The sequence below is a fragment of the Vibrio sp. zbq_1 genome, assembly GCF_043102935.1.
In the GTDB taxonomy this organism is placed as follows: domain Bacteria; phylum Pseudomonadota; class Gammaproteobacteria; order Enterobacterales; family Vibrionaceae; genus Vibrio; species Vibrio parahaemolyticus.
In genome coordinates, this window is record NZ_JBICJH010000004.1 from 580,730 (window position 1) to 605,522 (window position 24,793).

General features: G+C 41.2%; 23 protein-coding genes. 20 read left to right on the plus strand and 3 right to left on the minus strand.

The features are described from left to right. Window positions 1–21: 21 nt before the first annotated feature. Both ACF8CV_RS02945 and ACF8CV_RS02950 read left to right on the plus strand, forming a co-directional pair. Complete coding sequence (locus tag ACF8CV_RS02945; RefSeq protein WP_005454316.1) at window positions 22–1,005, plus strand: GlxA family transcriptional regulator; 984 nt, start codon at window positions 22–24, stop codon at window positions 1,003–1,005. Window positions 1,006–1,612: 607 nt separating this feature from the next. Then, a complete protein-coding gene (locus ACF8CV_RS02950) occupies window positions 1,613–2,521 on the plus strand; it encodes a LysR family transcriptional regulator (protein ID WP_138937080.1) in 909 nt (302 codons plus the stop codon). A 52-nt stretch (window positions 2,522–2,573) separates the two neighbouring features. Here ACF8CV_RS02950 and ACF8CV_RS02955 read toward each other — a convergent pair whose 3' ends face one another. Then, window positions 2,574–3,017 (minus strand): prepilin peptidase, encoded by a 444-nt coding sequence (locus tag ACF8CV_RS02955; RefSeq protein WP_138937079.1) that lies wholly within the window; start codon window positions 3,015–3,017, stop codon window positions 2,574–2,576. A 194-nt stretch (window positions 3,018–3,211) separates the two neighbouring features. Here ACF8CV_RS02955 and ACF8CV_RS02960 point away from each other — a divergent pair, with 194 nt between their 5' ends. From ACF8CV_RS02960 to ACF8CV_RS03025, 14 genes are all read left to right on the plus strand, one after another. After that, window positions 3,212–3,466: a Flp family type IVb pilin gene (locus tag ACF8CV_RS02960; protein ID WP_005481274.1), complete on the plus strand. Its 255-nt coding sequence runs from the start codon at window positions 3,212–3,214 to the stop codon at window positions 3,464–3,466. Window positions 3,467–3,524: 58 nt separating this feature from the next. Continuing rightward, the gene (locus ACF8CV_RS02965; protein ID WP_005481305.1) at window positions 3,525–4,277 is read left to right on the plus strand and encodes a hypothetical protein; all 753 of its coding nucleotides are present in this window, start codon (window positions 3,525–3,527) and stop codon (window positions 4,275–4,277) included. A 2-nt stretch (window positions 4,278–4,279) separates the two neighbouring features. Further along, entirely contained in the window at window positions 4,280–5,623 is a 1,344-nt protein-coding gene (locus tag ACF8CV_RS02970; protein WP_005454128.1) for a type II and III secretion system protein family protein, read from the plus strand. Continuing rightward, window positions 5,623–6,072 carry a hypothetical protein gene (locus tag ACF8CV_RS02975; RefSeq protein ID WP_005498619.1) on the plus strand — a complete coding sequence of 150 codons (450 nt, stop codon included), beginning with the start codon at window positions 5,623–5,625 and terminating at the stop codon, window positions 6,070–6,072. Before ACF8CV_RS02970 ends, ACF8CV_RS02975 begins: the two co-directional genes overlap by 1 nt. A 3-nt stretch (window positions 6,073–6,075) precedes the next feature. Continuing rightward, complete coding sequence (locus ACF8CV_RS02980; RefSeq protein ID WP_005454059.1) at window positions 6,076–7,275, plus strand: AAA family ATPase; 1,200 nt, start codon at window positions 6,076–6,078, stop codon at window positions 7,273–7,275. Beyond that, window positions 7,272–8,537 (plus strand): CpaF family protein, encoded by a 1,266-nt coding sequence (locus ACF8CV_RS02985; RefSeq protein WP_005454188.1) that lies wholly within the window; start codon window positions 7,272–7,274, stop codon window positions 8,535–8,537. The genes ACF8CV_RS02980 and ACF8CV_RS02985 overlap by 4 nt, the downstream gene beginning before the upstream one ends. Then, on the plus strand, window positions 8,534–9,448 hold the full coding sequence (locus ACF8CV_RS02990; RefSeq protein WP_171055834.1) for a type II secretion system F family protein: 915 nt from the start codon (window positions 8,534–8,536) through the stop codon (window positions 9,446–9,448). The genes ACF8CV_RS02985 and ACF8CV_RS02990 overlap by 4 nt, the downstream gene beginning before the upstream one ends. After that, window positions 9,448–10,314, plus strand: coding sequence for a type II secretion system F family protein (locus ACF8CV_RS02995; RefSeq protein ID WP_005481282.1), 867 nt, complete (start codon window positions 9,448–9,450; stop codon window positions 10,312–10,314). Before ACF8CV_RS02990 ends, ACF8CV_RS02995 begins: the two co-directional genes overlap by 1 nt. Next, complete coding sequence (locus ACF8CV_RS03000; RefSeq protein WP_005454318.1) at window positions 10,314–11,402, plus strand: lipopolysaccharide assembly protein LapB; 1,089 nt, start codon at window positions 10,314–10,316, stop codon at window positions 11,400–11,402. The genes ACF8CV_RS02995 and ACF8CV_RS03000 overlap by 1 nt, the downstream gene beginning before the upstream one ends. Then, window positions 11,399–11,941 (plus strand): TadE family protein, encoded by a 543-nt coding sequence (locus ACF8CV_RS03005; protein WP_138937078.1) that lies wholly within the window; start codon window positions 11,399–11,401, stop codon window positions 11,939–11,941. Before ACF8CV_RS03000 ends, ACF8CV_RS03005 begins: the two co-directional genes overlap by 4 nt. After that, entirely contained in the window at window positions 11,931–12,509 is a 579-nt protein-coding gene (gene tadF / locus ACF8CV_RS03010) for a tight adherence pilus pseudopilin TadF (RefSeq protein ID WP_005498630.1), read from the plus strand. The genes ACF8CV_RS03005 and tadF overlap by 11 nt, the downstream gene beginning before the upstream one ends. A 1-nt stretch (window position 12,510) precedes the next feature. Beyond that, window positions 12,511–13,896: a VWA domain-containing protein gene (locus tag ACF8CV_RS03015; protein WP_005454199.1), complete on the plus strand. Its 1,386-nt coding sequence runs from the start codon at window positions 12,511–12,513 to the stop codon at window positions 13,894–13,896. 1 nt (window position 13,897) lies between these two features. Next, a complete protein-coding gene (locus ACF8CV_RS03020) occupies window positions 13,898–14,461 on the plus strand; it encodes an OmpA family protein (RefSeq protein WP_005459729.1) in 564 nt (187 codons plus the stop codon). A gap of 222 nt (window positions 14,462–14,683) precedes the next feature. Next, a complete protein-coding gene (locus ACF8CV_RS03025) occupies window positions 14,684–15,142 on the plus strand; it encodes a hypothetical protein (protein WP_015313138.1) in 459 nt (152 codons plus the stop codon). A gap of 173 nt (window positions 15,143–15,315) precedes the next feature. Here ACF8CV_RS03025 and ACF8CV_RS03030 read toward each other — a convergent pair whose 3' ends face one another. Together ACF8CV_RS03030 and ACF8CV_RS03035 are read right to left on the minus strand one after the other, a co-directional pair. Continuing rightward, a complete protein-coding gene (locus tag ACF8CV_RS03030) occupies window positions 15,316–16,170 on the minus strand; it encodes a LysR family transcriptional regulator (RefSeq protein WP_025628658.1) in 855 nt (284 codons plus the stop codon). A gap of 167 nt (window positions 16,171–16,337) precedes the next feature. Then, window positions 16,338–17,336 carry a LysR family transcriptional regulator gene (locus ACF8CV_RS03035; protein ID WP_025604535.1) on the minus strand — a complete coding sequence of 333 codons (999 nt, stop codon included), beginning with the start codon at window positions 17,334–17,336 and terminating at the stop codon, window positions 16,338–16,340. A gap of 190 nt (window positions 17,337–17,526) precedes the next feature. Here ACF8CV_RS03035 and ACF8CV_RS03040 point away from each other — a divergent pair, with 190 nt between their 5' ends. From ACF8CV_RS03040 to ACF8CV_RS03055, 4 genes are all read left to right on the plus strand, one after another. Beyond that, window positions 17,527–18,978 carry a DUF1254 domain-containing protein gene (locus ACF8CV_RS03040; protein WP_138937077.1) on the plus strand — a complete coding sequence of 484 codons (1,452 nt, stop codon included), beginning with the start codon at window positions 17,527–17,529 and terminating at the stop codon, window positions 18,976–18,978. A 409-nt stretch (window positions 18,979–19,387) separates the two neighbouring features. Continuing rightward, on the plus strand, window positions 19,388–23,053 hold the full coding sequence (locus ACF8CV_RS03045; RefSeq protein WP_138937076.1) for an ATP-binding protein: 3,666 nt from the start codon (window positions 19,388–19,390) through the stop codon (window positions 23,051–23,053). Further along, complete coding sequence (locus tag ACF8CV_RS03050; protein ID WP_138937075.1) at window positions 23,037–24,203, plus strand: EAL domain-containing protein; 1,167 nt, start codon at window positions 23,037–23,039, stop codon at window positions 24,201–24,203. The genes ACF8CV_RS03045 and ACF8CV_RS03050 overlap by 17 nt, the downstream gene beginning before the upstream one ends. Continuing rightward, window positions 24,196–24,792 carry a response regulator transcription factor gene (locus tag ACF8CV_RS03055; protein WP_005481323.1) on the plus strand — a complete coding sequence of 199 codons (597 nt, stop codon included), beginning with the start codon at window positions 24,196–24,198 and terminating at the stop codon, window positions 24,790–24,792. Before ACF8CV_RS03050 ends, ACF8CV_RS03055 begins: the two co-directional genes overlap by 8 nt. Window position 24,793: the final 1 nt, after the last annotated feature.

Genomic DNA, 24,793 nt, shown 5'->3' on the forward strand with positions numbered 1-24,793 from the left:
TATTCGCAGGATGAATGAAGATTGAAGGAAACCAATAAGAAAAACCTCCGTGTCGTAGCGCTTGCTCCGACAGGGAGGTATTTTGCATCAATAATAAGCTCATTAGAGATCTTGGAAACAGCAGCTGAATTTGCAGAGTTCCAAGGTTTCATGACACACGTCGTTACGCCAAACAATCGGCCGTTAATTGGTCGAGGGGGGATCAGCGTTCAACCCACCGCACAATGGCAATCATTTGATTTTACAAACATATTAATCATTGGCTCAATTGGCGATCCTTTAGAATCGTTAGATAATATCGATCCTGCATTGTTCGATTGGATCAGAGAGTTACACCTAAAAGGCAGCAAAATAGTTGCAATTGACACTGGTATTTTTGTCGTCGCGAAAGCCGGTCTTTTGCAGCAAAACAAAGCTGTAATGCATTCTTACTTCGCCCACCTCTTTGGCGAACTGTTCCCTGAGATAATGCTCATGACTGAGCAGAAAGCACTCATTGACGGAAACGTCTATCTTTCGTCTGGACCTTACTCTCACTCAAGTGTGATGCTGGAAATAGTAGAAGAGTATTTTGGAAAGCACACTCGAAACCTTGGTAACCAGTTTTTAAGTACAATAGAGAGCAGTGGAAACTCTCATTCATACTGTGATGTTTTCCGTTACATGCAACACAGAGATGAGCTGATTCTAAAAATCCAAAAATGGATTCTCACCACGGATCTAGACATCGTCTCTATCAGTGATTTAGCGAATGAAGCTTGCTTATCAGAACGTCAGTTAAAACGCCGATTTAAAGAGGCGACATCCATCAGTCCGCTAAAGTTTATTCAGTTAGGGCGTTTATCTTTTGCAAAAGAACTGTTGAGGTCAACAAAGTTGTCAATTGATGAAGTTGCAAGTCGATCTGGTTATGTTGATACACAGTTTTTCAGGCAGATATTCAAACGAGAAAATGATTGTTCTCCGCTTGAATATCGTAAAAGAAACCAAGTTAAAGCTGAATGATAAGCATATCTCATGGCCAGAATCATGATCTATACAACATTATTAATTGAATAGTCGTATTTACATTCGTTTTAAATCCATATTATAGTTCGAACGAAAATGGCAAACGTTTGCTATTTTCGTTCGAGTATAAATTGGTTAGTCTTGAATTGATTTTTAATAACGGTAACTTATACTTATATATACGTATTCTTATAATTACTTAATTTCTATTAATAATATTGTCGTTCATATAATGTATATTGTTTGTTATGAAATAAACCAATATGAATATTATTAAGTAATTACTTAAAATTAAAGGGGGATTTAGACCTTATAAAGGGGGTGATTAAGACACAATATTATAAAGTTATCTTTTTTTAATTAATTATTTCGCAACGTGAAATAATAGTTAAAACAGATATTTACAATGTTTTTTATCTTGTCGGATCAGTGGTAAACTCAATGAGTAAGCAATTAGTTTCTTATACAACTGTTTAATGCTTAGACGTAAAATAAGACACTGAGTTATAGAGGGGAGCTATTTATTAACTGGCTTCATCTGTAGCTTTATGGATTTATAAAAATTATAACTATCGGAAAATTATTGGGTCTTGGTGTTATTTAAATGAAAGCTAATAAACGTACCATCGATGTAAAGTACTTGCGCACTTTTTCACATGTTGCAAGGCATAGAAGTTTTACTGCGGCAGCAGAAAGTCTATATTTAACCCAACCAGCCGTTTCACAACATATTAAAAAACTTGAATGTACTATAGGGGCTGAAGTCTTCGATCGAAAAGATGGATTCAATCTGACTAAACATGGCCAAATATTGCTTAGTTATACAGACAGAACAATGTCTTTATATGACCAATTATTTGACGAATTGGCTCAAGTAGATATGTTTGATCGGTACTCTATTGCGATATCTGATTCATTTGCCCCTGAATTGGTCGCGAAGGTAATTAGCTCTTTTAGAGTGTATAACGACGTCGAGTTGGCTATTACAAGTTATAGCGACATGAACTGTGTTGATAAAGATAACCACGATTTAGTCTTCGCTATTGGTGACACCACATCCGTGGAAGGTCGCGTTTTCCCCCTAAATAGAGAGCAATACATTTTAGCTTGCGACTGTGCCGTCAAACCTGAGGAGTGCTACCCTGAGCGAATCGTCTTTTGTAATACTTTGACTAGGCGAGATGCTGAAGTATTGCTTGATTCTTCTGGGGTGAATATTTCTAAGGTAAAACATTGGCTTACCACTTCTTCGTCTCGGTTGATGATCAATGAACTGCAAGCGGCAAATACTTTTGTTATCTGTCCAAGTTGGACATTAGGTGATTACAAGTGTAGTCAATATCCGCTATCCAAGTATATCGAGATGTACGTATGGTGTAATGATTCTGCCGCGAAGAAAATTGACCAAGAACGTTTGAGAAGTTTGATTACCGAAACATTCCGACTTACTTCTAAAGGCGTGGTTGGTAGGCCACCTACGGGTCGCTTACTAACCAGTTGTGAAGTGATGTAGAAAAACGCCATGCCTATTGAATAAATAGACATGGCGTTTGTTTTAATAATGATTAAATTAATGATATGTAGAAGAAAAAGAGCCCACTTATACCAATTGGTATTGTGTAAGGGATACCATTCTCAAAAGGTGTTTTTTTGCGATAAACAGACATTAACCACATAACCAATATTTGAATCCCACCCAATAATCCTATCGCTACTATTGCCGCTAACATATATTCATCGTTCACTCCTAAGAAAAGTGCACCAATGAGTTTTACATCCCCTCCGCCTACAATATTTATCAACCAAAGTATAAAGAAACAAATAAAAACAGAGGTACTCACTGCAAGCTGGGTTAGTGGTTCTGGAGTAAAGAACAAACTAAGTAGAGAAGTAATAAAGATAATAAGAAGAAATCGATGTTTTACAATTCTATAACGAATATCATCATAGAATATGAGTAAGACGTTAACCAGGCAAGTTAGCCATAAAGCAAAATTTATATAATTCATTTTACTATTTTAAATGTGTTATTTCTAAATTCAAATCTTTTTGGATAATAAAAAGTTATGTAATGGATTTCATTGATTTTATAACAACATCTTATATGTAAATAAAAAAGCTTAATTGGTGTGATTGTTTCTGTTGATGTAAATTTTCTTCGTTCACGAAATGAGTGATTAATTCAAGGGAAATAGAGGTAAACATGCTTTTAAATATCAATTCTAAACTTCGTAATATCCGCAACAAATTTAAGTCTGACAAACGTGGTGTCACTGCTGTGGAATACGCAATCATCGCTGTAGCAATGTCTTCAATTATTCTATTTGTATTCAAAGATGGCACTTTGAAAACAACGTTAAATGATGCAATGGGTAAGATCTCTACGTCGATGGATAGTGCTAATTCAGCTGGTGGCAGTGGTAGTAAAGGCGGTACTGCCGACGGTAAACAAGGATAAGTTAACCCGTTATAAATTTAGAGAGAGGGGAAACCCTCTCTTTTAAGGTTTTTATTCTATGAGTAGAGCATTAATTTTTGTATTTGTTGCCATCACTATGTTTTTGGCCTTTTTTTACGTCAGTGATTTCTTTGACCAGCCAGAGCCTGTGGCCGTCGTGGAAAATGAAGTGTTTGTACAAGTCGCATTTGTTAATCGAACTGTGAACAAAGCTGATCCCGTCAATATTGATGCAATTGATATTCGTGAGTTTTCAGAGTCAGAAGCAAAACAGCATTCTTATACCCCTTATACGAGTATCAAGATTGAATCTGGCGCTCTATGGGCAAAAGATGTCACCGAAGGAACTCAACTAACGTCAAACTTGGTTTCTAACCCCGGCGAAAAAGATTACATGTATCTTTCGCTTAAAAAAGATCAGGTTCCTTATTACTACCTTTCTCAAGGCAGTAGCATTGTTGAGGCGTTACCAATACAACCTGGCGACCGCGTCAGCTTTGTCGCTACAACCTCATCTCAATCGAATTTATTAGAAAGCGGTTATTCCGATATCGATAGCTTAACAAGCAACGTCATTATTGATGGTGCATTAGTTTTACAGGCGATGAATGTGTCTGAAGATGATTCGTCAAACGAAGACTATGGCTTGATCATCGCGTTGACCGTTAAACAAGTACTTAAGCTTGAAATGGCACAAAAGATCGGAGCTATAACGTTGGTTCCTGCAAAGATGGTTCATAAATACTTATCTGTGAAAAGTAGCGATTTAATTGAGCATCGATTTGGCGTTCGACAGCTGAGAGGGAATTAAGGGTGTTCAATAAAAATATACTATTAGTCACATTAGGAGTGGCGCTATTACTCCCAGCTTCAGTCTCCGCAGGGGAGCTATTGAGCTTAGATAAAGGCGCAGCAAAAACCATTAACGTAAAACGTAATATCGACACCGTATTTGTCGCAGACACTCAAATTGCGGACTACAAGGTAATCGCAAATGGGAAGCTCGTGATTTACGGTATCGGTCGTGGTGCAACGTCGATCATTGCTTATGACCGAGCCGGAAACGAAATTTATAACGCAGAAGTGGTAGTCAACAAGAGTCTAAGACTTTTAAAGCAAACCATTATTGCGAGATATCCAGATGAAGACATTAAGCTGACCAATATTGGTGAGCAAATAGTCATTGATGGTGTTGTTAGCAGCGAAGAGATCAAAGACAAAGTTTACCGCCATGTTGGTGAGATGCTGAAAAAGAGTAAGCAAAGAAATACTTTTGAGCTTTCTGGCGCAAATGGAGAATCCGTTGATCCGCTTGACTATACAGCTACTTACGTTTTCGAAGATATCATCAACAACCTAAAAGTGCTCACTACCGATCAAATCAATGTGAAGTTGACGGTTGCAGAGGTTTCGAGCTCATTCTTAACAGAACTCGGCGTGTCATACGCAGAGACGAATGGTAAGTCGATTGGCGGTGCTGGTCAGTTTGTTAACAAAATCCTGGACTTTACGGCAGAAGATATCGTCGCGGTTATTTCAGCGAGTGGCAACGACAGTATCGGCCAAGTGCTGGCTGAGCCAAACCTGTCGGTAATTTCTGGCGAATCGGCGAGCTTTCTTGTCGGTGGTGAAATCCCAATCACCGTCCGAGACAACGATGGTATTTCCGTAACTTATAAAGAATACGGGGTAAAGCTGTCTATGGTTGCTAAGGTGACAGATTCAGAAAACATCCGCCTGTCACTGTTACCAGAAGTGAGCTCGATTGATAAAACCAATGGTGTGAACTCTGGTCTAGTTAGCGTCCCTTCGCTACGAACTCGAAAAGCTCAGACAACGGTTCAACTGAAAGACGGCCAAAGCTTCGTGTTAGCTGGTCTTTTAACGTCGGAAGAGCAGGAGTCATTGGCAAAAATTCCTTATCTAGGCGACATCCCAATTCTTGGTGCGTTATTCAGTAAGACCAATACCGAAAGAAGAAAGACGGAGTTGATCATCGTCGCGACAGTTAATCTTGTCGACCCTGTCAAAGAAACCGACATCAAGCTGCCGAAGTTCGAGCGAACGAGTGACCTTGAGCGCTTGCTGAAGCTCGATCTTTCGAAAGTTGATGACGAAGAATTGGAAAATACGATAAAGGCGGGAGGCTTTAACTAATGAAGGCAAACCTATTATTGGTCGTTTCCGTTTTACTGACCGGTTGCTCGGTATCGGTAACCCCAAATAAAACGACGGTAGACACCATTGTGGAAACCTTTGAGTTTCGAGTCACCAACAAAGACGTGGCAATGGATAAGTCGGTCAACTTTGTTAATCAAATCAATAGCCAATACCCAAAGTCTACGTTTGCAATCAATTACGACACCGAAGAGAGTCAATTTGTTGATGGTTTTGTAAAAGAAATCAAAGCCAAAGGCGTAAATAAACTGCGATACACACTGAACGCAAACAGTGAGGGCAAAGGTGTAAAAATCGTCGCGAAGTATCACAAGATTCAAGAACAAACCTGTGGTGCTGTTTCATTCAATACTCTTAAAAATCATCCATTTGGATGCAGCTTGGAATACAACAGACGTTTGAGTATGACGAATCCTGTCGTGGAGTAAAAAATGGATTTAGATAACCTATTCAAAACGACTTCATCGAGTAAAGACAAAAAGAATAACACCATTGATCTGGTTGTTTCAGATGATATGGCTTTTCTGCAAGCGATCGATGAGCTCTATGCGATCGAAGGTTTCGCATCACCTCTTAAAGTAGATGATATCGATGATGAGAGTTGGCACAAAACAAGCGCAGAAATAAAGCATGTCGTTCTTGATTTGCGAGATTGTGGCGAGCTTGTTTCGGAAGTGGCGGAAATATCTTCAAGATTAGATGTGAGCATCTCTCTGATTGTGTTGAGCAACACGGACTCAATCTTGATGCGTGACAAAGTGCTGTCGTTAGGTGCGAACTACATTCTTTGGGATCCGGAACTTGATGGCTTGTTGGGCGCATTAAAAGAGTCTGGTAAAGACACATTTTCGCCAACGGTGAAGAAAAAGTCGCGAATCGCTAAAAGAGTCTTGATGCTTGGTAGTAAAGGCGGTGTTGGCGTGTCAACCATCAGTGCTTTTTTATCCCATAGCTTGAGCCAGCAAGCGAGCTTAAAAACGTTGCTTGTTGAACACGATACGCTGGCATTAAATTCGGATATTTTCTTGGGTTTAAAAGGGCTAAAGGCGCAACAAAATAGCATCGATTTAAACCAATCTGAGCTCGATGCCGCAATTGCTGGGAGCTATGTACACCCGATCAAAGACAAGCTTGATTTCCTTGCCCTTGAAAAGAACATTGCATGCATAAGCGACCATGCAGACTCTCTATTTAGAATTTCTAATGAGCTGGTGGATCAGTACAACTTCATCATAGATTCATTGCCTTTAAATGCGATAAACGAACTGACTTCAGAAGACATCAATGAAAGATACAACCGCATTTTTGTTGTTTGTGAACCTTCTGTTGCCTCGTTACGCGCTTACCACTCGATAAAGAAAAAATTAGGAAAGGCCGAGCATCGAATCATTTTTTCTATGACTCGATCGCAGAAGGATTACATGATGCCTCTCCAAGGCGCCAAAGAAAAAATTAAAGCGAAAGACACCATTGATTTTGTTTATGAAGCCAATTTGGAAAAGTTGATCATCCAGCAGGGCATTCACAATACGGCGAAAATTAAGTTCACCCCAGCTATTGCAAATATGGTGAATTCGCTGACTGGTAAAAAAGTCAAAGTGCAGAAAAAGTTCGCGTGGTTTAAGAAATGAATCACCTAAAAGAAGTTTATATTGACATAAGAGACGAAATCTTTGACGCGCTTGATGCCGCTTCTTTAGTCGATGTCGAGCCATTAGAGCTTGAAAGCCAATTAAAAGATTCCGTCAATATTCTTATCGAGAAAAAGCAACTGCAAATCAGCAGTTTGAAGCGTTTAGATCTCGTCAAAGCACTACTGGATGAACTTAAAGGTTTAGGACCGCTTCAAGCGTTGGTTGATAACGATGATATCTCGGACATTATGATCAATGGCCCGTCAGATATTTTCATCGAAATCAACGGCAAGGTAGAGAAGTCGCCAATCCAGTTCGTCAATGAAAAGCAGCTCAATACTATCGCCAAGCGCATTGCATCCAATGTAGGGCGTCGAATTGATGAATCGAAACCGCTCTGTGATGCGCGTTTAGAAGATGGTAGTCGTGTAAACATCGTAATACCACCTCTTGCGATTGATGGTACTTCAATCTCAATTCGTAAGTTTAAAGAGCAAAAAATCAAGTTGGAAAACTTGGTTCAGTTTGGCGCGCTGTCCGTTGAAATGGCGAAGCTACTTTCCATTGCGAGCCACTGCAAGTGCAACATTCTTATTTCAGGTGGTACTGGTTCTGGTAAGACAACACTACTGAACGCTTTGTCAGGCTTTATCGGCAGTGGTGAACGTATTGTCACCATTGAAGATGCTGCCGAACTTCAGTTGCAGCAGCCGCACATTGTGCGTTTGGAAACGCGCCAAGCAAGCGTCGAAGGTACTGGTGAAATTACCGCCCGAGATTTGGTGATTAACGCCCTTCGTATGCGACCAGACAGAATCATCGTCGGTGAGTGTCGTGGCGGTGAGGCATTTGAAATGCTTCAAGCGATGAACACCGGTCACGATGGATCTATGTCAACACTGCACGCGAACACCCCTCGTGATGCAATTGCGCGTGTCGAGAGTATGGTAATGATGGCTACAGCAAGCCTACCGCTTGAGGCGATTCGTCGCACTATCGTGAGTGCGGTCGATCTGATCGTCCAAGTACGAAGACTGCATGATGGTAGTCGTAAAATATTGTTCATCAGTGAGATTGTTGGCCTCGAAGGGGACAGCGTGGTGATGGAAGATATTTTCCGCTTTGAGAACAATGGCGTAGGTGATGAAGGAAAAATCTCAGGTGAATTCCGAACGCCAGGTCTTTCTAAGCGTTCTGTGATTTATGAGAGAGCTAAGTTCTTCGGCTTAGATGGGGCACTTCAGGAGTTGTTCTCATGATGCTGATCGTCATTTCACTATGGGTTGCTGTCGCGTTATTCCTGTTTATTGGTCATGTGAAAAGACAAAAAGAAATCACGTCTATCATTGAACAGTCCAATACATTCGAGGGCGTTACTGGCTCCCGAGCGGTTATCGACTCGGAGAGTTTTGATGTTAGCTATAAAAAGAAAGTAAAGGACAAATTTAAGCAGCTGAAAAAGCTGCTGAGCCCAAATGCAGGACTAAAACTGATCGGCTTTATCGCTGCGTCTTCGATAGCGGTTTACTGCGTTAATGACTGGTTTTTTATGTTTGAGTACTGGAAAGTGCTGCTGGCGTTAGAACCAATATTATTTGTGATGTTTATCCTCAAATTAAGTGGTATCCAAGCGCAGCGATTCAAGGATAACTTTCCAGATGCACTAAACATATTGTCGGGTGCGCTCTCTTCGGGACAAAGTATTGTCCATGCGTTCGAATACGTAGGAACTCAGCTTGATAATGAAGTTGGCGAAGAGTTCAAAAAGATGTCAGAACGACTTCTGATTGGCGAAGACCCAGACGATGTATTGGCACGAAGTGCAGCTTCGTTTCCTTACGTTGAGTACTTTTTCTTTGCCGCAACAATTCGAATCAACTTAAGTCGAGGTGGGCAGCTAAAAGACGTGATTAACCGCATCAACCGAATCATGTTTGAAGCGAGGGCAATCGAGAAAAAGAAAAATGCGTTGACGTCGGAAGCGCGCGCATCAGCAAAAATTATCGCGGCGTTGCCAGTTATCTTTATCATGATTTTGAAAGTTACCAGCCCGGAAAACTATAACTTCGTAATGTTTGAAGAAGGGGGAAAGCCCATCTTTTATTACGTCTTGGTTAGTGAAGCTATTGGGTTCTTCTTTATCTACATGATATTAAGAGGAGTTAGGTAATGGTTGATATTAAGTTAATCTTCTTAGCGCTCGGTTTAATTATCTCGTTATCTGCCGCGTATTACTCGTTAAAGGTGTTTGATAAAACCAAGGCAAATATTTCAACAAAAAAGATTATTGACTCAACCCAAGAAAAAACGCCTTTTGTTGACAAATTATCGTTACATCTTTCTCGATTGTCTTTTAATAAAGAAGAAACAAAAAATAATTTGGTTAGAGCAGGTATTCATAGCGAGTTTATTGCTCAAGCCTATTATCTATTGAAAATTATACCCTTGGTTTTTTGTTTGGCGTTTATTGGCTACTCCTACATTCAAGGAGAGATGGAGTTTTCCTCCGCGTTTATTTCATTCTCGCTTTCTATGCTTGTTTGTTTGATCGCGCCGGATATGTATATCTCATCGCGAGGGAATGCAAACGTGCGACATGTAAGTAGTCGGCTGCCTTTCTTACTGGATTTGATGAACGTTTGTGTACACACAGGGATGACGTTAGAAGCAAGCTTGGATTACTTGTCGAACGAGCTAAAAACGGTCGATGAAAACCTTGCTTATGTCGTTAAGAAAACGTCAGAACGGGCCAAAATTGTTGGGTTAGACCGAGCTCTCACCGAGTTTTACGACTTAGTCCCAACGACGGAAGCACAAAGCTTCGTCATGACGCTTACTCAAAGCTTAAAGTACGGGTCATCCGTGGGTGCAGTGTTAGCCTCTCTTGCTTCTGATATTCGAGAAATAAACATGCTCGAACTGGAAGAGAAAATCGGCAAGATGGGGGCAAAAATGTCGATCCCAATGATCGCTTTTATCATGATTCCTATTGTTGTTCTAATCGCAGCGCCAGGGATAATGAGGATGCTAGGATAATGAATATAAAAAACTATTTCTCTCTTTTGGTGTTACTTTTTTTAAGTGGCTGTTCAACTATCAATCAAGAATTAGTAACAAAAGAAAAATTACTGACTAACTCTGGTCAAACTGAACAGCTTATTGAATTTTATAAAGCGAACTTAGTCGAAGTCCCGAGTTATAAGATAAAACTGATCAATTTATATTTGGATAATAAAGACCAAAAATCCGCTGAGTTATACATAAACACTCTAGAGAAAAAGGATCTTAAAGACCCAGATATTATTTATATCTTAGCTAAGCTTGAATATTTAAAATCCAATTACGATGCGAGTGAACGTTACTTAGAAGAGTATTTAGATAATGGTGGTCCAGAGGGTGATTACTACCTTCTAAAAGGCAAAATACTTGCGCGTAAAAAAGACTACGATGGTGCAATTTCTCACTTCAATGACAGTAAGAAGAATGGCGCATCAGATCGTGAGGCAAACAACAATATTGCGGTAGTGATGATGCTGCAAGGCAGACCAGAGCCCGCAATGGAACTGCTCTATGGCTTGTTTGCTGCCAATCCAAATGATGAAAAGGTACGTTCAAATCTCCTTTTGGCGTCGACTCGGTCTAATCGTCCGGATGTGGCGTTGGAGGTTTTGAAACACGACAGTAGCGAGCAAGACGCACGAGTCAAACTGAAAAAGCTCATGAAGAGCGTTAAACCTCTGAATAAAAAAATAGATACAAAAGTTCCACCCAAACAGGTCGCGAAGTCAAAGGAAAAGAAAAATATGGAAATGGATACGAAATCTGTCGATTTGAAACCAAAGTACGTAGCGCGCTCAGTATTAGACCCGCAAAACTTACGTCCTAAAGCGCCGTCAATTTATCGAATTCAAGTATTAGCAACCTATAAAGTCATTCCGTCAGATTACCTAAATTACCTGAAAGGCAACTATGGCAAAGTGTATTCCTACACTCACGGCTTATGGAAGCGTTATTGCGTTGGTGAGTTTAGCGATATAGATGATGCAAAGAAGTTTCTTGAAAACATGAATATCAAAGGTGCTTTTGTCGTTGATTACACGAAGAAAAGGTACGTTGAATTATGATCAAGTCTCAAAAAGGAAGTTTGACGGTCGAAGTTGCGATGGGCTTACCCGTTTTGATCATGGTGCTATTTACCTGGTTTGACTTGTCTGTACTTACGTATTCGATGGGTGTAACCGACCATGCGCTGACGACAGCTGTGATGAGTAGTAAAAAACAAGGTAGTTCTAGCAACTCGGAAAAAGTGGACTATCAAGATGTGGTCAAAACCAAACTAGAATCTAGCGGTGGTGCCTTATGGTCGAAGGTTGTTGACCATTCATCGGTATCTGCATCGGTCTATTACTTTAAAAATTTGTCTGATTTTGTTCAATGTAACCGTAGCGGCCAAGCCTTAGATGATTGCCCCAATGTTAAAAAGGGCGATGCAGTGGCGAACTCAGTCAATATGCCGATAGCCATCTATCAATTGAGTTTCACTTATCACCCTTTGTTTAACTTTGTTATGCCAAGCATGAGCATTAATCGAGAGATGGTCGCAGTTCAAGAATATGAACGATGCACTTTCAAATTAGGTGAGGAGATCACTTGTGGTGGCTAAGTCGAAACAAACCGGAGCCTTTATCGTTGAACTCGCATTGGTATTACTCTTTTTTGGTTCAATCATTGCCATGCATATCAACTACACGATCGCAGTAAACAAGAAAGGGCAGTTGGATAGAGTGGTTTATTCCATCGTAAGCGTCATAAGCGAGCGTCGACAGTTGTTCGCCAACGAACTTAATATTTGTGGTGAGAACGGTAGACATTGTGAGGCACAAGTAAATAACGCGTTTTACATGGCGAAAGGCATGCTGAAACGTACGTTACCAGATTTTGATGCCAGCGAATTAGGCATGAGAATCACGGAGCTCTCGTTAGAAGAAAAGGACACTAAGCTCGTTACGTTTACCAACTTCAAAGGCAAAACAGAAGATTGCAATTTTCCAGATCTGAAGGAAATCACGGTGGCAGAAGCGAAGAAGCTATTACCACTGACGACACAGAACCGACGTCTTCCGCTTTATCACGTATCTCTATGCTACAAAACACCTTTCAATATCATCGGTGTAATGCGTGGTGAGCCGATCAAGGTTGTGACCAGTTCATACTCATTTGCAAGGATTTAATATGAAGGGCTTCACTAAGCAGAAAGGAGTGGCTGGAATCATATTTGTTTCGTTTCTCCCTATATTAATCATCACTTTCTCATTTTCTGTCGGTTACACACAACGTTTACTTGCGCACTCCAAAATCGAAGAAGCGGCGGAAGTAGCAAGTCTTGCTTTGATCGCAAGCCCTGGTAAAGACAATAAAGACGACCAGGACTATGCGCAGAGAATTGTTGATTTATACATTACTGACAACATCAGCGATATCGAGATCAGCGTATCCACCAAAAAGTGTGAATACAAAGATGGCTGTGTTCAACGGAATAATGAGCTATCACCATTTGCTGACTTCACCGTTGTCGCGACTGCGGAGCATGACTCGTGGATCTCACACAACGAAATTGGTGTAGAACCCAAGTTCAAGGTCTCTGGTGACTCGATTACGAGAAAATACCTACCTCAGCCCGTTGATATCTACTTTATATTGGATACCAGTCAATCGATGAGTAACCCATGGTATGGTGAAAGAAACAAGACTCAAATGCAGGTCGTAAAAGATACGATTACCAGAGTCGTTAAAGAGTTGGAGAACTTCAAAACCGGTCCGGATAAGAAAAGTCGAGTTGCGCTTTTAACGTATAACGCCTACAACGCAAAGTTCGATAAAGGCGCTGGTCGAGTGAAGTTATACGATTATGCAAGTGAGTTTTCTCACACTGAAGCGTCATTTGAAAGCATTGTCGATAAGATGTTTGATAAGTCTGTAGTAGAGCAAAAGCCGCACTATGCTAGTGATTATAATAAGTCGCAGGATATCCCTCTGACTGATAAATATCAGGAATTTATTGATATTCTAAACTCCAACAAAGTGATGCCAGCAAGAGGTGGCGGTACTCAATCATGGCTCGGCTTAATTGCTGCGGCGAAAGAAGCGGATAAAGTTAAAAAGGAAGATCGAAACCCAGAGCAAGTGTTTATTATTCTTTCTGATGGTGCAGATACAGATGTGCAATTCCCGATGGGACTGAATAGAAATAGATCTTATAGAGATAAGTATGACGTCGTGACTAAATATTACGTAGACCAGTATGATGGGCGAACTTATTATTATCAGGTTTATGACAAATTCTTAAAGTCATTAGTGGGTGAGCATGGTTTGTGTGAAAGCCTTAAGAAAAGAATATCTAGTAAAGAAAATAAGTTTCAAAGTGAACATGCGAAGCTAGAGGGTGAAAAAACCAAGGTCACCATGGGCGTAATAGGTGTTAACTACAACGTACAAAAAGATGATGGTTTCGGTGAGTGCGTTGGTGAGAAAAACATTTATCATGCGAAAAATGGTAAAGACGTTTACAAATATATATTAAATCTGATTAACGAAGAAACAGGACGATTAAAAGATTAAAATGAAAAAGTTAATACCATTTGCGATTATTTTTACTTCAAATGTCGCGCTCGCTAATTGTATCAACCAAAGTGAAAACTATGTTACTTCAAAAGTTTTGAAAAGCTCTGATACAAAAATTACTCAGGTGGATGGAAAACTCGCATCAGTAATTAATGAGGATCTTTCCATTGTGCAAGATGAAAAAATTGAAAAGGTTGAAGCTACAAACGCCACGGAAAGTTGCACATTTGATAAGAACTCAATGTCGTTAGTTCTACACTATGATACTAATGAGCACTATCTAACAAACGTACATAAACAAGCTATATCAAAGTATTTAGAACTGGTTAACGAAGACAAACGTATTCTCGTTGAAGGGCACACGGATGATGTCGGAAGCCAGGCTTACAACAAAAGTTTATCCCTTCGACGTGCAAGCACTGCCTCAAAGTATTTAAAGAAAGATCTGGGGCTTGGCAACAGAATCGTGGAAAAGGCCTTTGGGGAGTCTGCACCTATATGTAAGGTGAACGAGAATAAGCTGTCAGGCTGTAACCGTCGAGTTGTATTAACTATAGAGTAATGAGCAATCCACTATTTGCTGTTGTAATTTTAATATTCATGTGCTCAATCTTATGTGGTATTTAAAAGCTTAGTTTTCACTAAGCTTTTATTTTTGTGAATATTATTTCTGTAATGTATAAATTAGTTGTCTCAATCAATGAAATGTAAACATATTTTCGTGTCGATATTTTTGTTTTTTGGTAACGCTTACCATTCCTATGCTGAAGTAGAAAAACCAGCGATGAGCGCCCAACTAGAGGAGTATGTATATAACCCTCGTATACTCAAAGATGTTTCTGACACTTTATTAGGCATCGACTTAAATAAAAATAATATCAGAGATGATGTCGATAAAGTCGTTAACCACCTAGAAGTAACAGAAGCTGATAAAGAGTTTATGTTACGTTATATCCAATACGCGACAAGTATATTAAGTTATGATTTCGCAAAAGATAGGTTAGAAAATCCGCTGATTGCTAGCGAACTCTACAAAGAGCTCAATTATATAAATAGCTGCTATAAAGAGTCAGGTGTTGATGGTAAAGATTTATATGATTCAATAAATGCATTAAACGTATTGATGTTTAATACAGACGCTAGAATCATTGCCTATCTACATTATGAAAAATACTTGGATATTAGAAATACATACGAATTGCTAAGCTATGATTGTAAAAACAAAAAATATCATCAAGTTTAATCGCGATATCTTTGCAGTTTAAAAAGCTCTGTTATTTAAAAACGAATTTAGCCACCATCGCTTTTGTTCTGTCTATACAATTATTATCAGTACACGAGGTAAAGCCGCTAGATAACCGCGCCTAGCTTACCGATACAACTGTATGGTTCTTGGCATCGGGAATAAGCAAAGAGCTAAGATTTGTAAAATGGTTTTAGCGTTTCTTTGATGTTGTTTCGAATACGCTTGTGGTGCAGGTTGTTTTTTTCTCTTTTGTGATAAATGAAATGGTAGGTGACAAGGTTTGACTCAATGGGCAAGTCAATCACTTGTAAGTCTAGCTGTTCCTTCCATTTCATTGCAAAAGAGTGGGGGATTATCGCGATATTGTCACTCTCAATCACGTTTAACACGACGCCAGAAAGAGAAGATGCCACGGTTTCGACTTGTACGTTATTTAGGTATTGGTTGTGATTGGTCGTTTGATTCACAGCCCATTCATCAGTCAGCACGCAGTGTTTCTCTTTAAAAAACTGCTTGGTATTGATTTGTCCATTTATTCTCGGATGTGTTTTGCGGCATACGACGACATTTGGCTCTTCGTGAATCACCTCATTGACCAGTGTAGAATCATCAGACTTGATTGAATCAATGATTAACGCAATTTTCTGCTGATGAAGCAGTTCCAGTAACAAGTTTTTTGTCGCGACAGCTTCGTGAATAGAAACGTTGTTAATCGACGATAAACTACCCGAAAATACCTCTGAGCAGTAAACCTTAAATTGAGGCGAAATGGACAATGCATTCTCTACCATACACAGTGCTTGCCTTAGTTTGGGGAGCAAGTTCTGCCCTCTAGAAGTCAGGGAAATTGAACGTCCTACCTTGGTGAAGAGTTGGTATTCAATTAGTGCTTCCAAGCGCCTAATGGAAGCACTTACTGCTGGTTGCGTCACGCCAAGGTGCTCAGCTGCTTTGGTGTATGATTGATATTCTGCAGCAATTAAAAATGTTTGGATTAAGTTTAAATCCAGTTTTTTATTAGTCATCAAAGTTATGGTCTGTTGTTATTTTAATATTGATTGCTTAATCAATATACCTCTAAACCAAAGATCAATTAACTTCGTTGATGTTATACAGAATATATCAAATATTAATATCTCACCGATAAATGAAACGTTACCACTGAGGAGAATCGAAAGGCTTTGAAAAACAACTAATTATCGTTAATGGATGAAAGTGTGCTTTCAATTATTGGAATCAGCCATTTATAAATAGGACTATTGCGATGGCGATAGTGCATGTATAGGTAAATATCTTGAGATTCGCCTTTGAAGGAGGCTTTTAGTTGTGGAGAGAGTGACAAACTTTTGAGTCCGGAAAGATGCTTTCTTGAAAGAAACGCAGATGTGGGGAATAGAGCATCTGTCTCAGAAATCACTTCTAATAGAGACAAAATGGAACTGGACCTAAAAGCGGTTTCGGTTTCAATGTTTTCACGCTCTGCCCAGCACTCAATAAGCGTTCTGTTCTCATTCCAATCTGGGACGATGGCAGTGACAATTGGGTATAGACTTAAGTCATTACAATCGAGCGCTTGATCTGATAAAGGGTGTGCATCTCTCGCTAATATCTGAAATTCATCGGTGGCAAGGTGCTTGGTTTGTAGTTCTTTTGGGACATTGTTTAGAGGGTAGTTGATTCCCAAATCTAACTCACCATTAATCAGTTTACTAATGGTATTTGAGCTCCAACTTTCTGTTTCTATTGTGATATTAGGAGCGATATCTAATAACTTTAAATGCAATTTAGCAGGGAAGGAGACGCCAAAAAATCCATTAATTGCGATTTTTATATTCGCGGAACTGCTTTCTGGCGAAAACTCATCAAGCTCTAAAATGAGATTCGATAAATCATCCATTATTTTAGGTAAGCTATCGGATAAAAGTTGTCCTTTGTCCGTAGGCTTTAATCCATACCTCGTTCGCACAAACAGTGGGTCGTTAAAATGCTCACGTAGACGTGCCATCGCCCGACTGACAGCAGGTTGAGTGATGTTGAGCCTCTTGGCTGCGGCGACTGTTTTCTTCTCTTCCGATACTACTCTAAAAATCTTTAGCAGATTCAAATCTAAATTATGTAACGGCTTTTTGTTTTTATCTTTATTTTTCATTCGATTACGTTCTGGTGGTGTAAGGCGTATCCGTGTTTGCATAAATTAACTTATACCAAAATTGGTATATTACCAATAATAAATGGTCAATTTATCTCCTTATCTATGAACCTTATGATGATGGTGGGTTTGAGATATGAACAAAGAATAATCGGTTCAACATTAATCTAGACTTGAAAAGACTTGTTCTAATTTGAGCAACACCATCTAATAAGATAAGGATTACTTCCATATGAAAAAGCGCATTTTAGCAGTAGCAGTGACGAGCATGCTTCTGTCTGCCTCTGTCTTTGCACAAGAAACGGTGGTTCCAAGCCGCGTGGGTGATTTGAAATTTGAATCAGATTTTCCGACACAAGAAACAATGAAAAACATGTTGAATGAAATGGATTTTCAGCGTGCAACCCAAGCTTATCTTTGGGGAATCCCTGCCTCAAGTATTATGGAATGGCTGAACGTTAGTCGTAATGATTTTAAATTTGAAGAAGGTCAAATGGGCTTCTTCAATACCCTTAAGCAAAAACAAGGCATTATTACCGCCAACTTCACAACGCCTTATGTTATCGGTACGTGGAACCTAGAAAAGACAGGCCCGCTAATTATTAACCTCCCTGAAGCTAAGATGGCGGGCATGATGCTTGATGTCCATCAGCGCGTACTGTCTGATTTGAGCTTATTGGGCCCAGATAAAGGTAAAGGTGGTAAATACTTGATTGTGCCACCGGGTGAAAAATACAAAGATCTAAATCCAAAAGGCTATTACGTAATTAGACCGAAGACCAATGTTGTATATGGTGGCATCCGTATTCTTGAACCGGATGTTGGTCGCGTAGTGAAACAAGTGGTGCCAAACATCACAACGCAACCATACGCCGATGGCAAACTAGGTCGTAAAATCCCGGTTGCTCAAGTGCCGGAAATTGATTGGACGCATATTCCAAAAGATGGCTTGGAATACTGGAAGACCATCCATCAAATCATCCAAGAAAACCCAGTGGAAGAACGCGATCGTTTTGTTATGGCTCAGTTGAAGTTCTTAGGTATCGAGAAGGGTAAGCCGTTTAACCCAACAGAAGAGCAAAAGAAAATTCTGCTTGAAGCAAGTAAAGTCGGCCGAGCAATGGCGCAATCAAATGATTACACCAAGCGTTTTACACAGCCGTACTGGAAAGGCACGAATTGGAAAGATGCCATCAGTGTGTCACTTGACCAACGAAGCGAAAACTACGATGAACTTGATGAACGTGCGGCTTGGTTCTACGAAGCGATCACGGTTTCTCGCGGTATGAAGAGTACGATTCCAGGCTTTGGTCAGCGTTACTTAGTGACGTATCAAGATAGTGATGGCAACTGGCTTTCAGGTGAACATACCTACAAACTGCATGTTCCAGCGAATGTCCCTGCGTCAAACTTCTGGTCGACGACGGTTTACGATGAAAACAATCGCCTGATGATCATCAACGATGCAGGCTCACCAGACATTTCTTCTCGTAAGAATTTAAAAGTTAATTCTGACGGTTCGATTGACGTTTACTACGGTCCAAAGCCAGTGAAAGGTTATGAGAACAACTGGGTACAAACGAACCCAGGAGAAGGTTGGTTTACGTATTTCCGCTTCTACGGCCCAACAGAGAAAATGTTCGATAAGAGCTGGACGATGGGTGATATCGAACTCGTCAAATAAGAACATTGGTATCAATATAGGGAAACACACGTCTCCCTGAGTTATAACACGGCACCTCAAAACTGAGATTGTCTGTTGTAAAATTAAGCTCGGCTACAGGACTGTTTTACCTGTGGCTGAGCTTTTTACTAAATAAACAAGACTTATCAACTGGCTAAGTCTTGAGAATAATCTGATGGCGCGTTTTCCAACTTTCCAGTTGTTTATTGGTTGAAACACAGAACATTTACTGTTGAGATATTGAACGCAAATATCGTGTAGTCAAAGGTGGAATATCTTGTCAGAATGTCCTTACTTATTTTTAATTAATCAATTAAAAACATATAGTTAGTGGTTATTTCGTTAAAGTTCGAAATTTGACATTTTTGCTGATCAATTTAGTCTGGCTTTCCAATTAGAGGAAGCATTTATGTTCAGCATTCTAAGAAAAATAATCATACTTACCGCAACCGTAGCCAGTCTTGCGGTTTCCTTTAATGCGCTTGCGAAAGAAAATACAAAAGACAGCATCGTAGTCGGCGTTATCACACAAAACGACTCTTCAAATTCCGTTGTAGACAGTGTCGGTCCATTTTACGGCATCAACCTCGATTATCTCTCTAACATCGCTAAGGTTCTTGGGCTCAACCTAGAACTGCGCGCTTATCAACACATTCCGCCGTTGCTTAACGATGTTGAAAACGGTGTGATTGATGGCGCTGTGGGTTTTAGCAAAACGCCAGAAAGAGAGAAGCGTTTTCTGTTCTCGAAACCCTTTTTCTCCAGCACCATCGCTGCTTGGTATCGCGATGCTAGCTACAAAGATCGTGATATTCGCGATATCAAATGGGTGTGTGTGGAAGGTAGCGTGTACTGCGACAATCTAACTTCGCAGGGCATCGACAACATTATCTATGTGAAAACGCGTTTAGAAGCCTTTGATGACGTTCGACGCGGCAAAGCTAACGCGTTGATTTACACCTATGTGGGCATTACCGAATACCTTGATGCTAATGATATTGTGAAAGGAATTGTCGATATTCCGAATTGGCTGCAAGAAGAGGAGGTGAGTTTTATCGCCTCACTAGACAACCAGAAACTGATCGACAACATCGACAAAATTCTTGAATGGGAGCAGAGCGGTAAAAACATTCGTTCGGTGGCATCAAAAAACCCGTATCACATCAACGACAAGTTGCTGGTGGCGTACCGTCGTAATCATAAAAGTAACTTAACGATCACGTACAGCAGCAGTGATGAAGCGTATCCATTTCTTTATCGAGATTCGCACACGGGTAAGCTGGACGGATTCTTCCCAGACTTTATCGACTTAATTCAGTCGCGTACGGGTTTGGCCTTTAGCTATGTGAAACCGACGTCGAGTCTTTCTAATGGGTTGACGGCGTTTGATGCCGATATTGTCCCGGTATCTTATGTGGGCCCAGTCCCTAAGTCAGACTGGCTGATCACTAAACCATTCATGCACAGCAATTACGTTTCTATCCAAGCAGAAGAGAGCGAGCGCGACAAGTCATCGCCAGAAAAAGCGGGCATTCTACTGAGTTTAAAGAAACAAGGGTTGGTGCACTTAGGTGTGTGGCAACAGGATCGTTTTGACCGTTATGACGATTTAAAACAGCTGCTTGCAGATTTGAAATCAGGCGTTTTGGACGTGGCTTACATTCCGGATGACGTTGTTCATAGCATGATTGCACAAGACCAGGTCGATGGTTTGGTGATCAATGAGCAAGACGTTCTGACGTTCTCGAATGCGTTTGCAGTTGCAAAACACAATACGCAGCTCCAACACATGCTCAACAGCATCATCGAAACCATTGATTCAAATGAGATAGAAAAACTTCTGCGCTCGCACCGAAGCTTCAACCTAGTTTATGGCTACGACGACGAGCAAATGGCAAAATTTTTCTTGGCAGGTGCGGTCACTTTTTCTCTGATGTTTGCTGCCGCGTATTTCATTCTTGCGCACCTACGTCTAAAGGTGAAATTAGCTGAGCTGAATGCCAACAATGAAGAAGCGGAAAAACAATGGCTGATGGGCATCATTCAAGAAATTAACAGCTTGGTGTTTATTCACGGTGAAGATAACCAGTTGGAAATGAGCAACTGTGCCAACTATAAGAGCAAGCAATGCCAAGAATGTAAGCTGAAAAGCTGCTCGACTAATGCGCCTCTTGTGAACAACTCGGATGAATTGGCCACTGTAATTGGCGGACAACGCATCTCGGAAGAGGTCGCGTCTGCGGGGTGCGAACTCGGTATTAAACATGTGTATCGAGAGCGTAAAACCATCGCGTCTCCAAGCGGGAAGAAGAAGTTTGTGCTGACGGTGATTCAAGACATTACCCAGCAAAAAGAGCGTGAGCAGGCGTTAATTGATGCGCAAAAAGAAGCACAAACTGCAGTGCGCGCCCGTGAAAACTTTTTAGCGACCATGAGTCACGAGTTAAGAACACCATTATCGGCGGCGCACGGCATCCTCGATTTGCTGAATCGCCAAGTGACGGCCGATTCAAATCGCGAGTTGATCGCTCAGGCCATGCGGTCACTCAATCATTTGAATGTGTTAGTAGACGAAGTGTTGGATTACTCAAAGCTAGAAGCAGGGCAGTTAACCGTTGCTCCCGCTAAAACCGACTTACTCAAAACTTTGTGCGATGTGTTTAGAAGCTTCGAGCCAAGAGCGCTTGCGAAAGGTTTGGATTACAAAGTTACGATCAAGCCGTTTTCGGATGCGTTCATTGAAATCGATGCACTGAGATTAGTGCAAATCACCACCAATCTCCTCTCAAATGCCGTGAAATTCACAGCAGAAGGCGAGATCGGAATCAGTGTCATCCTGCACGAAAAGCAGCTTATTTTGAAAGTTGCAGATACGGGCATCGGTATGACGGATGGTCAACTCGAAGGCATTCTCAACCCGTTTGTTCAAGCGGATGACAGCATTACGCGCAAATATGGCGGCACAGGGTTAGGGCTGAGCATCGTTGACCGATTGATCGAGTGTATGGGCGGCGTGCTCTGCATCGATTCACAATTCGGCTTGGGTACGACGATAACTGTCAAATTGCCAATTGAGCGTTGTGATTCAGAACCAGAAGTGTGTTTGAACTGGACTTACAGCGAGGCATTGCCACTCAGCATTCGTCAGTGGTGTGACGCATGGAAAATGCAGCCAGCAACACTGGCAAGAAGTATGGCGAACCTTTACGCCGCACAAGACAACGAAGCGGGCTTTGATGGTGTGATGCTGCGCGATGATCGAGAAATTCTCGGTAGTCTCACGTTGCGAGAGCTTCAATACCCAGATGCGCTGTTCAATTTGCTTAGCCAAACGCAGCAAGAGACCAAGTTGGACGAGCTTAAGTCCGAAGAAGTTTCGTGGATTCTCGGAACGGTATTGGTTGCGGAAGATAACCCAATCAACCAAAGCGTGATTTCAATGCAGCTACGTGAGCTTGGTATCGAACCTGTGATTGTGAACAACGGCCGTGAGGCTTGGGAGTACATCAACCAAGATGAAAACGTCGTGTTGCTGCTGACCGATTTTCACATGCCAGCAATGGATGGCTATGAACTGATCAAACATGTGAGGGCGTCTGGTTTCAAATCGCTGCCAATCATCGGTGTGACGGCGGAGGATGCTCGCCTTGCCAGTGAGCGCACACAAGACATCGGTATTGATGATGTACTTTACAAGCCTTACGACCTCAACAAATTGAAAACCGTTTTGGTGCCATTTATTGGCAAGAAAGAAAAGACCCGATTACCGGATTGGATTAAGCGTTTTAAAACGCAAGACGCAAAAGAAATTGCGCGTGTGTTTAGCCAATCTATGGCAACGGATATTGAAAACCTACAAGCTGCCTCGACTGAGCGAGATAAAAAACGGGTTATCCACGGCATCAAAGGTGCGGTTGGGGCAATTGGAATCAGCATGCTGACTGAGCTTTGCATTGAGGCAGAGCGAGTCACCGCGGCGGAGTTTGACAGGCGAGCCGCGGAGTTAATTTTACGAATCGAGCAGGAGATCGACAATATAGACTATTGGGCAGAGATGAATGAATACACAGCTTAATGTGATGGTGATTGATGACCATCCACTACAAACCACAATACTTACGCAGATATTGAATCGCTATTGTGCGCAAGTAATGTCCTTCAACGGTGTCGATGATGCGATTCAATGTGCGCAACATCAGCATTTTGATGTGATTTTTTGCGATATCCAGATGCCAGGAAAAGACGGCATCGACATGATGGAAATGCTCGATCAGATTCAATACCAAGGACAAGTTGTGTTAGTCAGTGCGATGGAGCTGACCATCATCTCTGCGGTACGTGCCATGTGCGAAGGGTTTAGCTTTGAGGTGTTAGGAAAGCTGCCTAAGCCGTATGACGAAAACCAAGTGGTTGAACTGCTGAGTCTAATGAAAGGTGAAAAAACCAAAAAGGCGACGTTTATTCAACCCATTGAAGTGCAGGATCAAGAGTTCTTATTCGCGTTGGGTGAAGGGCGAGTGAAAAACTATTACCAACCGCTAGTGGATGCGCAAAGTGGAGAGGTGCTTGGTTATGAAGCGCTCGCGCGTTGGAGTCATCCGATTTATGGCGTGTTGTCGCCTTACCACTTTCTGCCGATTGTTGAACGTTGTCATCTCTCTGCCGAGTTGTTCCAAGCCGTCTTGAATAACGCGATTTATGACATCAAGCATCGGGGTTTGACGCAAAAAGTATCCATCAATGTTGATCATGAAAACTTGGAAGAACCGGAGTTTTCACATCGCTTTTTGCAGCAATGCCTTGAGAACGAGATTGAACCCTCTCAAATCACCATTGAAATTACAGAGCGAGACACGTTCCAAACCAGTGCATCTCTGTACAAGAACTTACTCAAGCTAAGAATGAACGGCGTCACCGTCTCAATTGATGACTTTGGCACCGGCTCATCGACGTTTGAAAAACTGGCTCAACTGCCGTTCAACGAGCTCAAAATAGATCGCTCGTTTGTGCAAGGCGTCGAGTGCGATATGAAAAAACGCAACATTGTTGTCGCCATCTGTGCGCTGGCGAAAAGTTTGAACATACGGCTCGTCGCGGAAGGAATTGAAGATGAAGTCACGCTTCAAGTGATGCGTGAATACGGAATTGACCTTTGCCAAGGTTTCTACATCGACAAACCCATGCCTTTAGAAGCAATAACCATACTGAATGAAAGATATGAATAAAATGAATTGTTTGATCTTTGATGATCACCCTCTAGTTTGCGTTGCAATCAAATCCTTACTGAAAGAGCTGGGGATGACCAATGAAGTGTTTACCGCAACGTCAGCTAAGTCTGCATTTAAGACATTAAAAGAGAGCAACATTGAACTGCTGATTTTGGATGTGAACTTGGCCGATTGCGACGGCTTTGATTTCTACAAACGCATCAAATCCCACGGTTATGAAGGCAAGGTCATTTTCTTCTCGGCGGAAACCAGCCAAATGTACAGTCAAATGGCGTTTCGATCTGGCGCAGATGGCTATGTGTGCAAATCGGAAAATCACGACATTCTGAAAGACGCTATCGAAGCGGTGGTGAAGGGCTATACCTTCTTTAAATTTAAGCAAGTCGCGAACGAAGTAAGAGAAATGCCGCAACTTTCGAGCAGAGAAAGTGCCGTGATGAAGTATTTGCTGCAAGGCAAGTCCAATCGAGATATCGCGTCCGTGTTGTCGATTAGCGATAAAACCGTCAGCACTTATAAACGCCGCGTACTGGATAAATTTAACGTAAAGAACATTGTCGAGCTAACGAGAGTAGCGGGGACCTAAG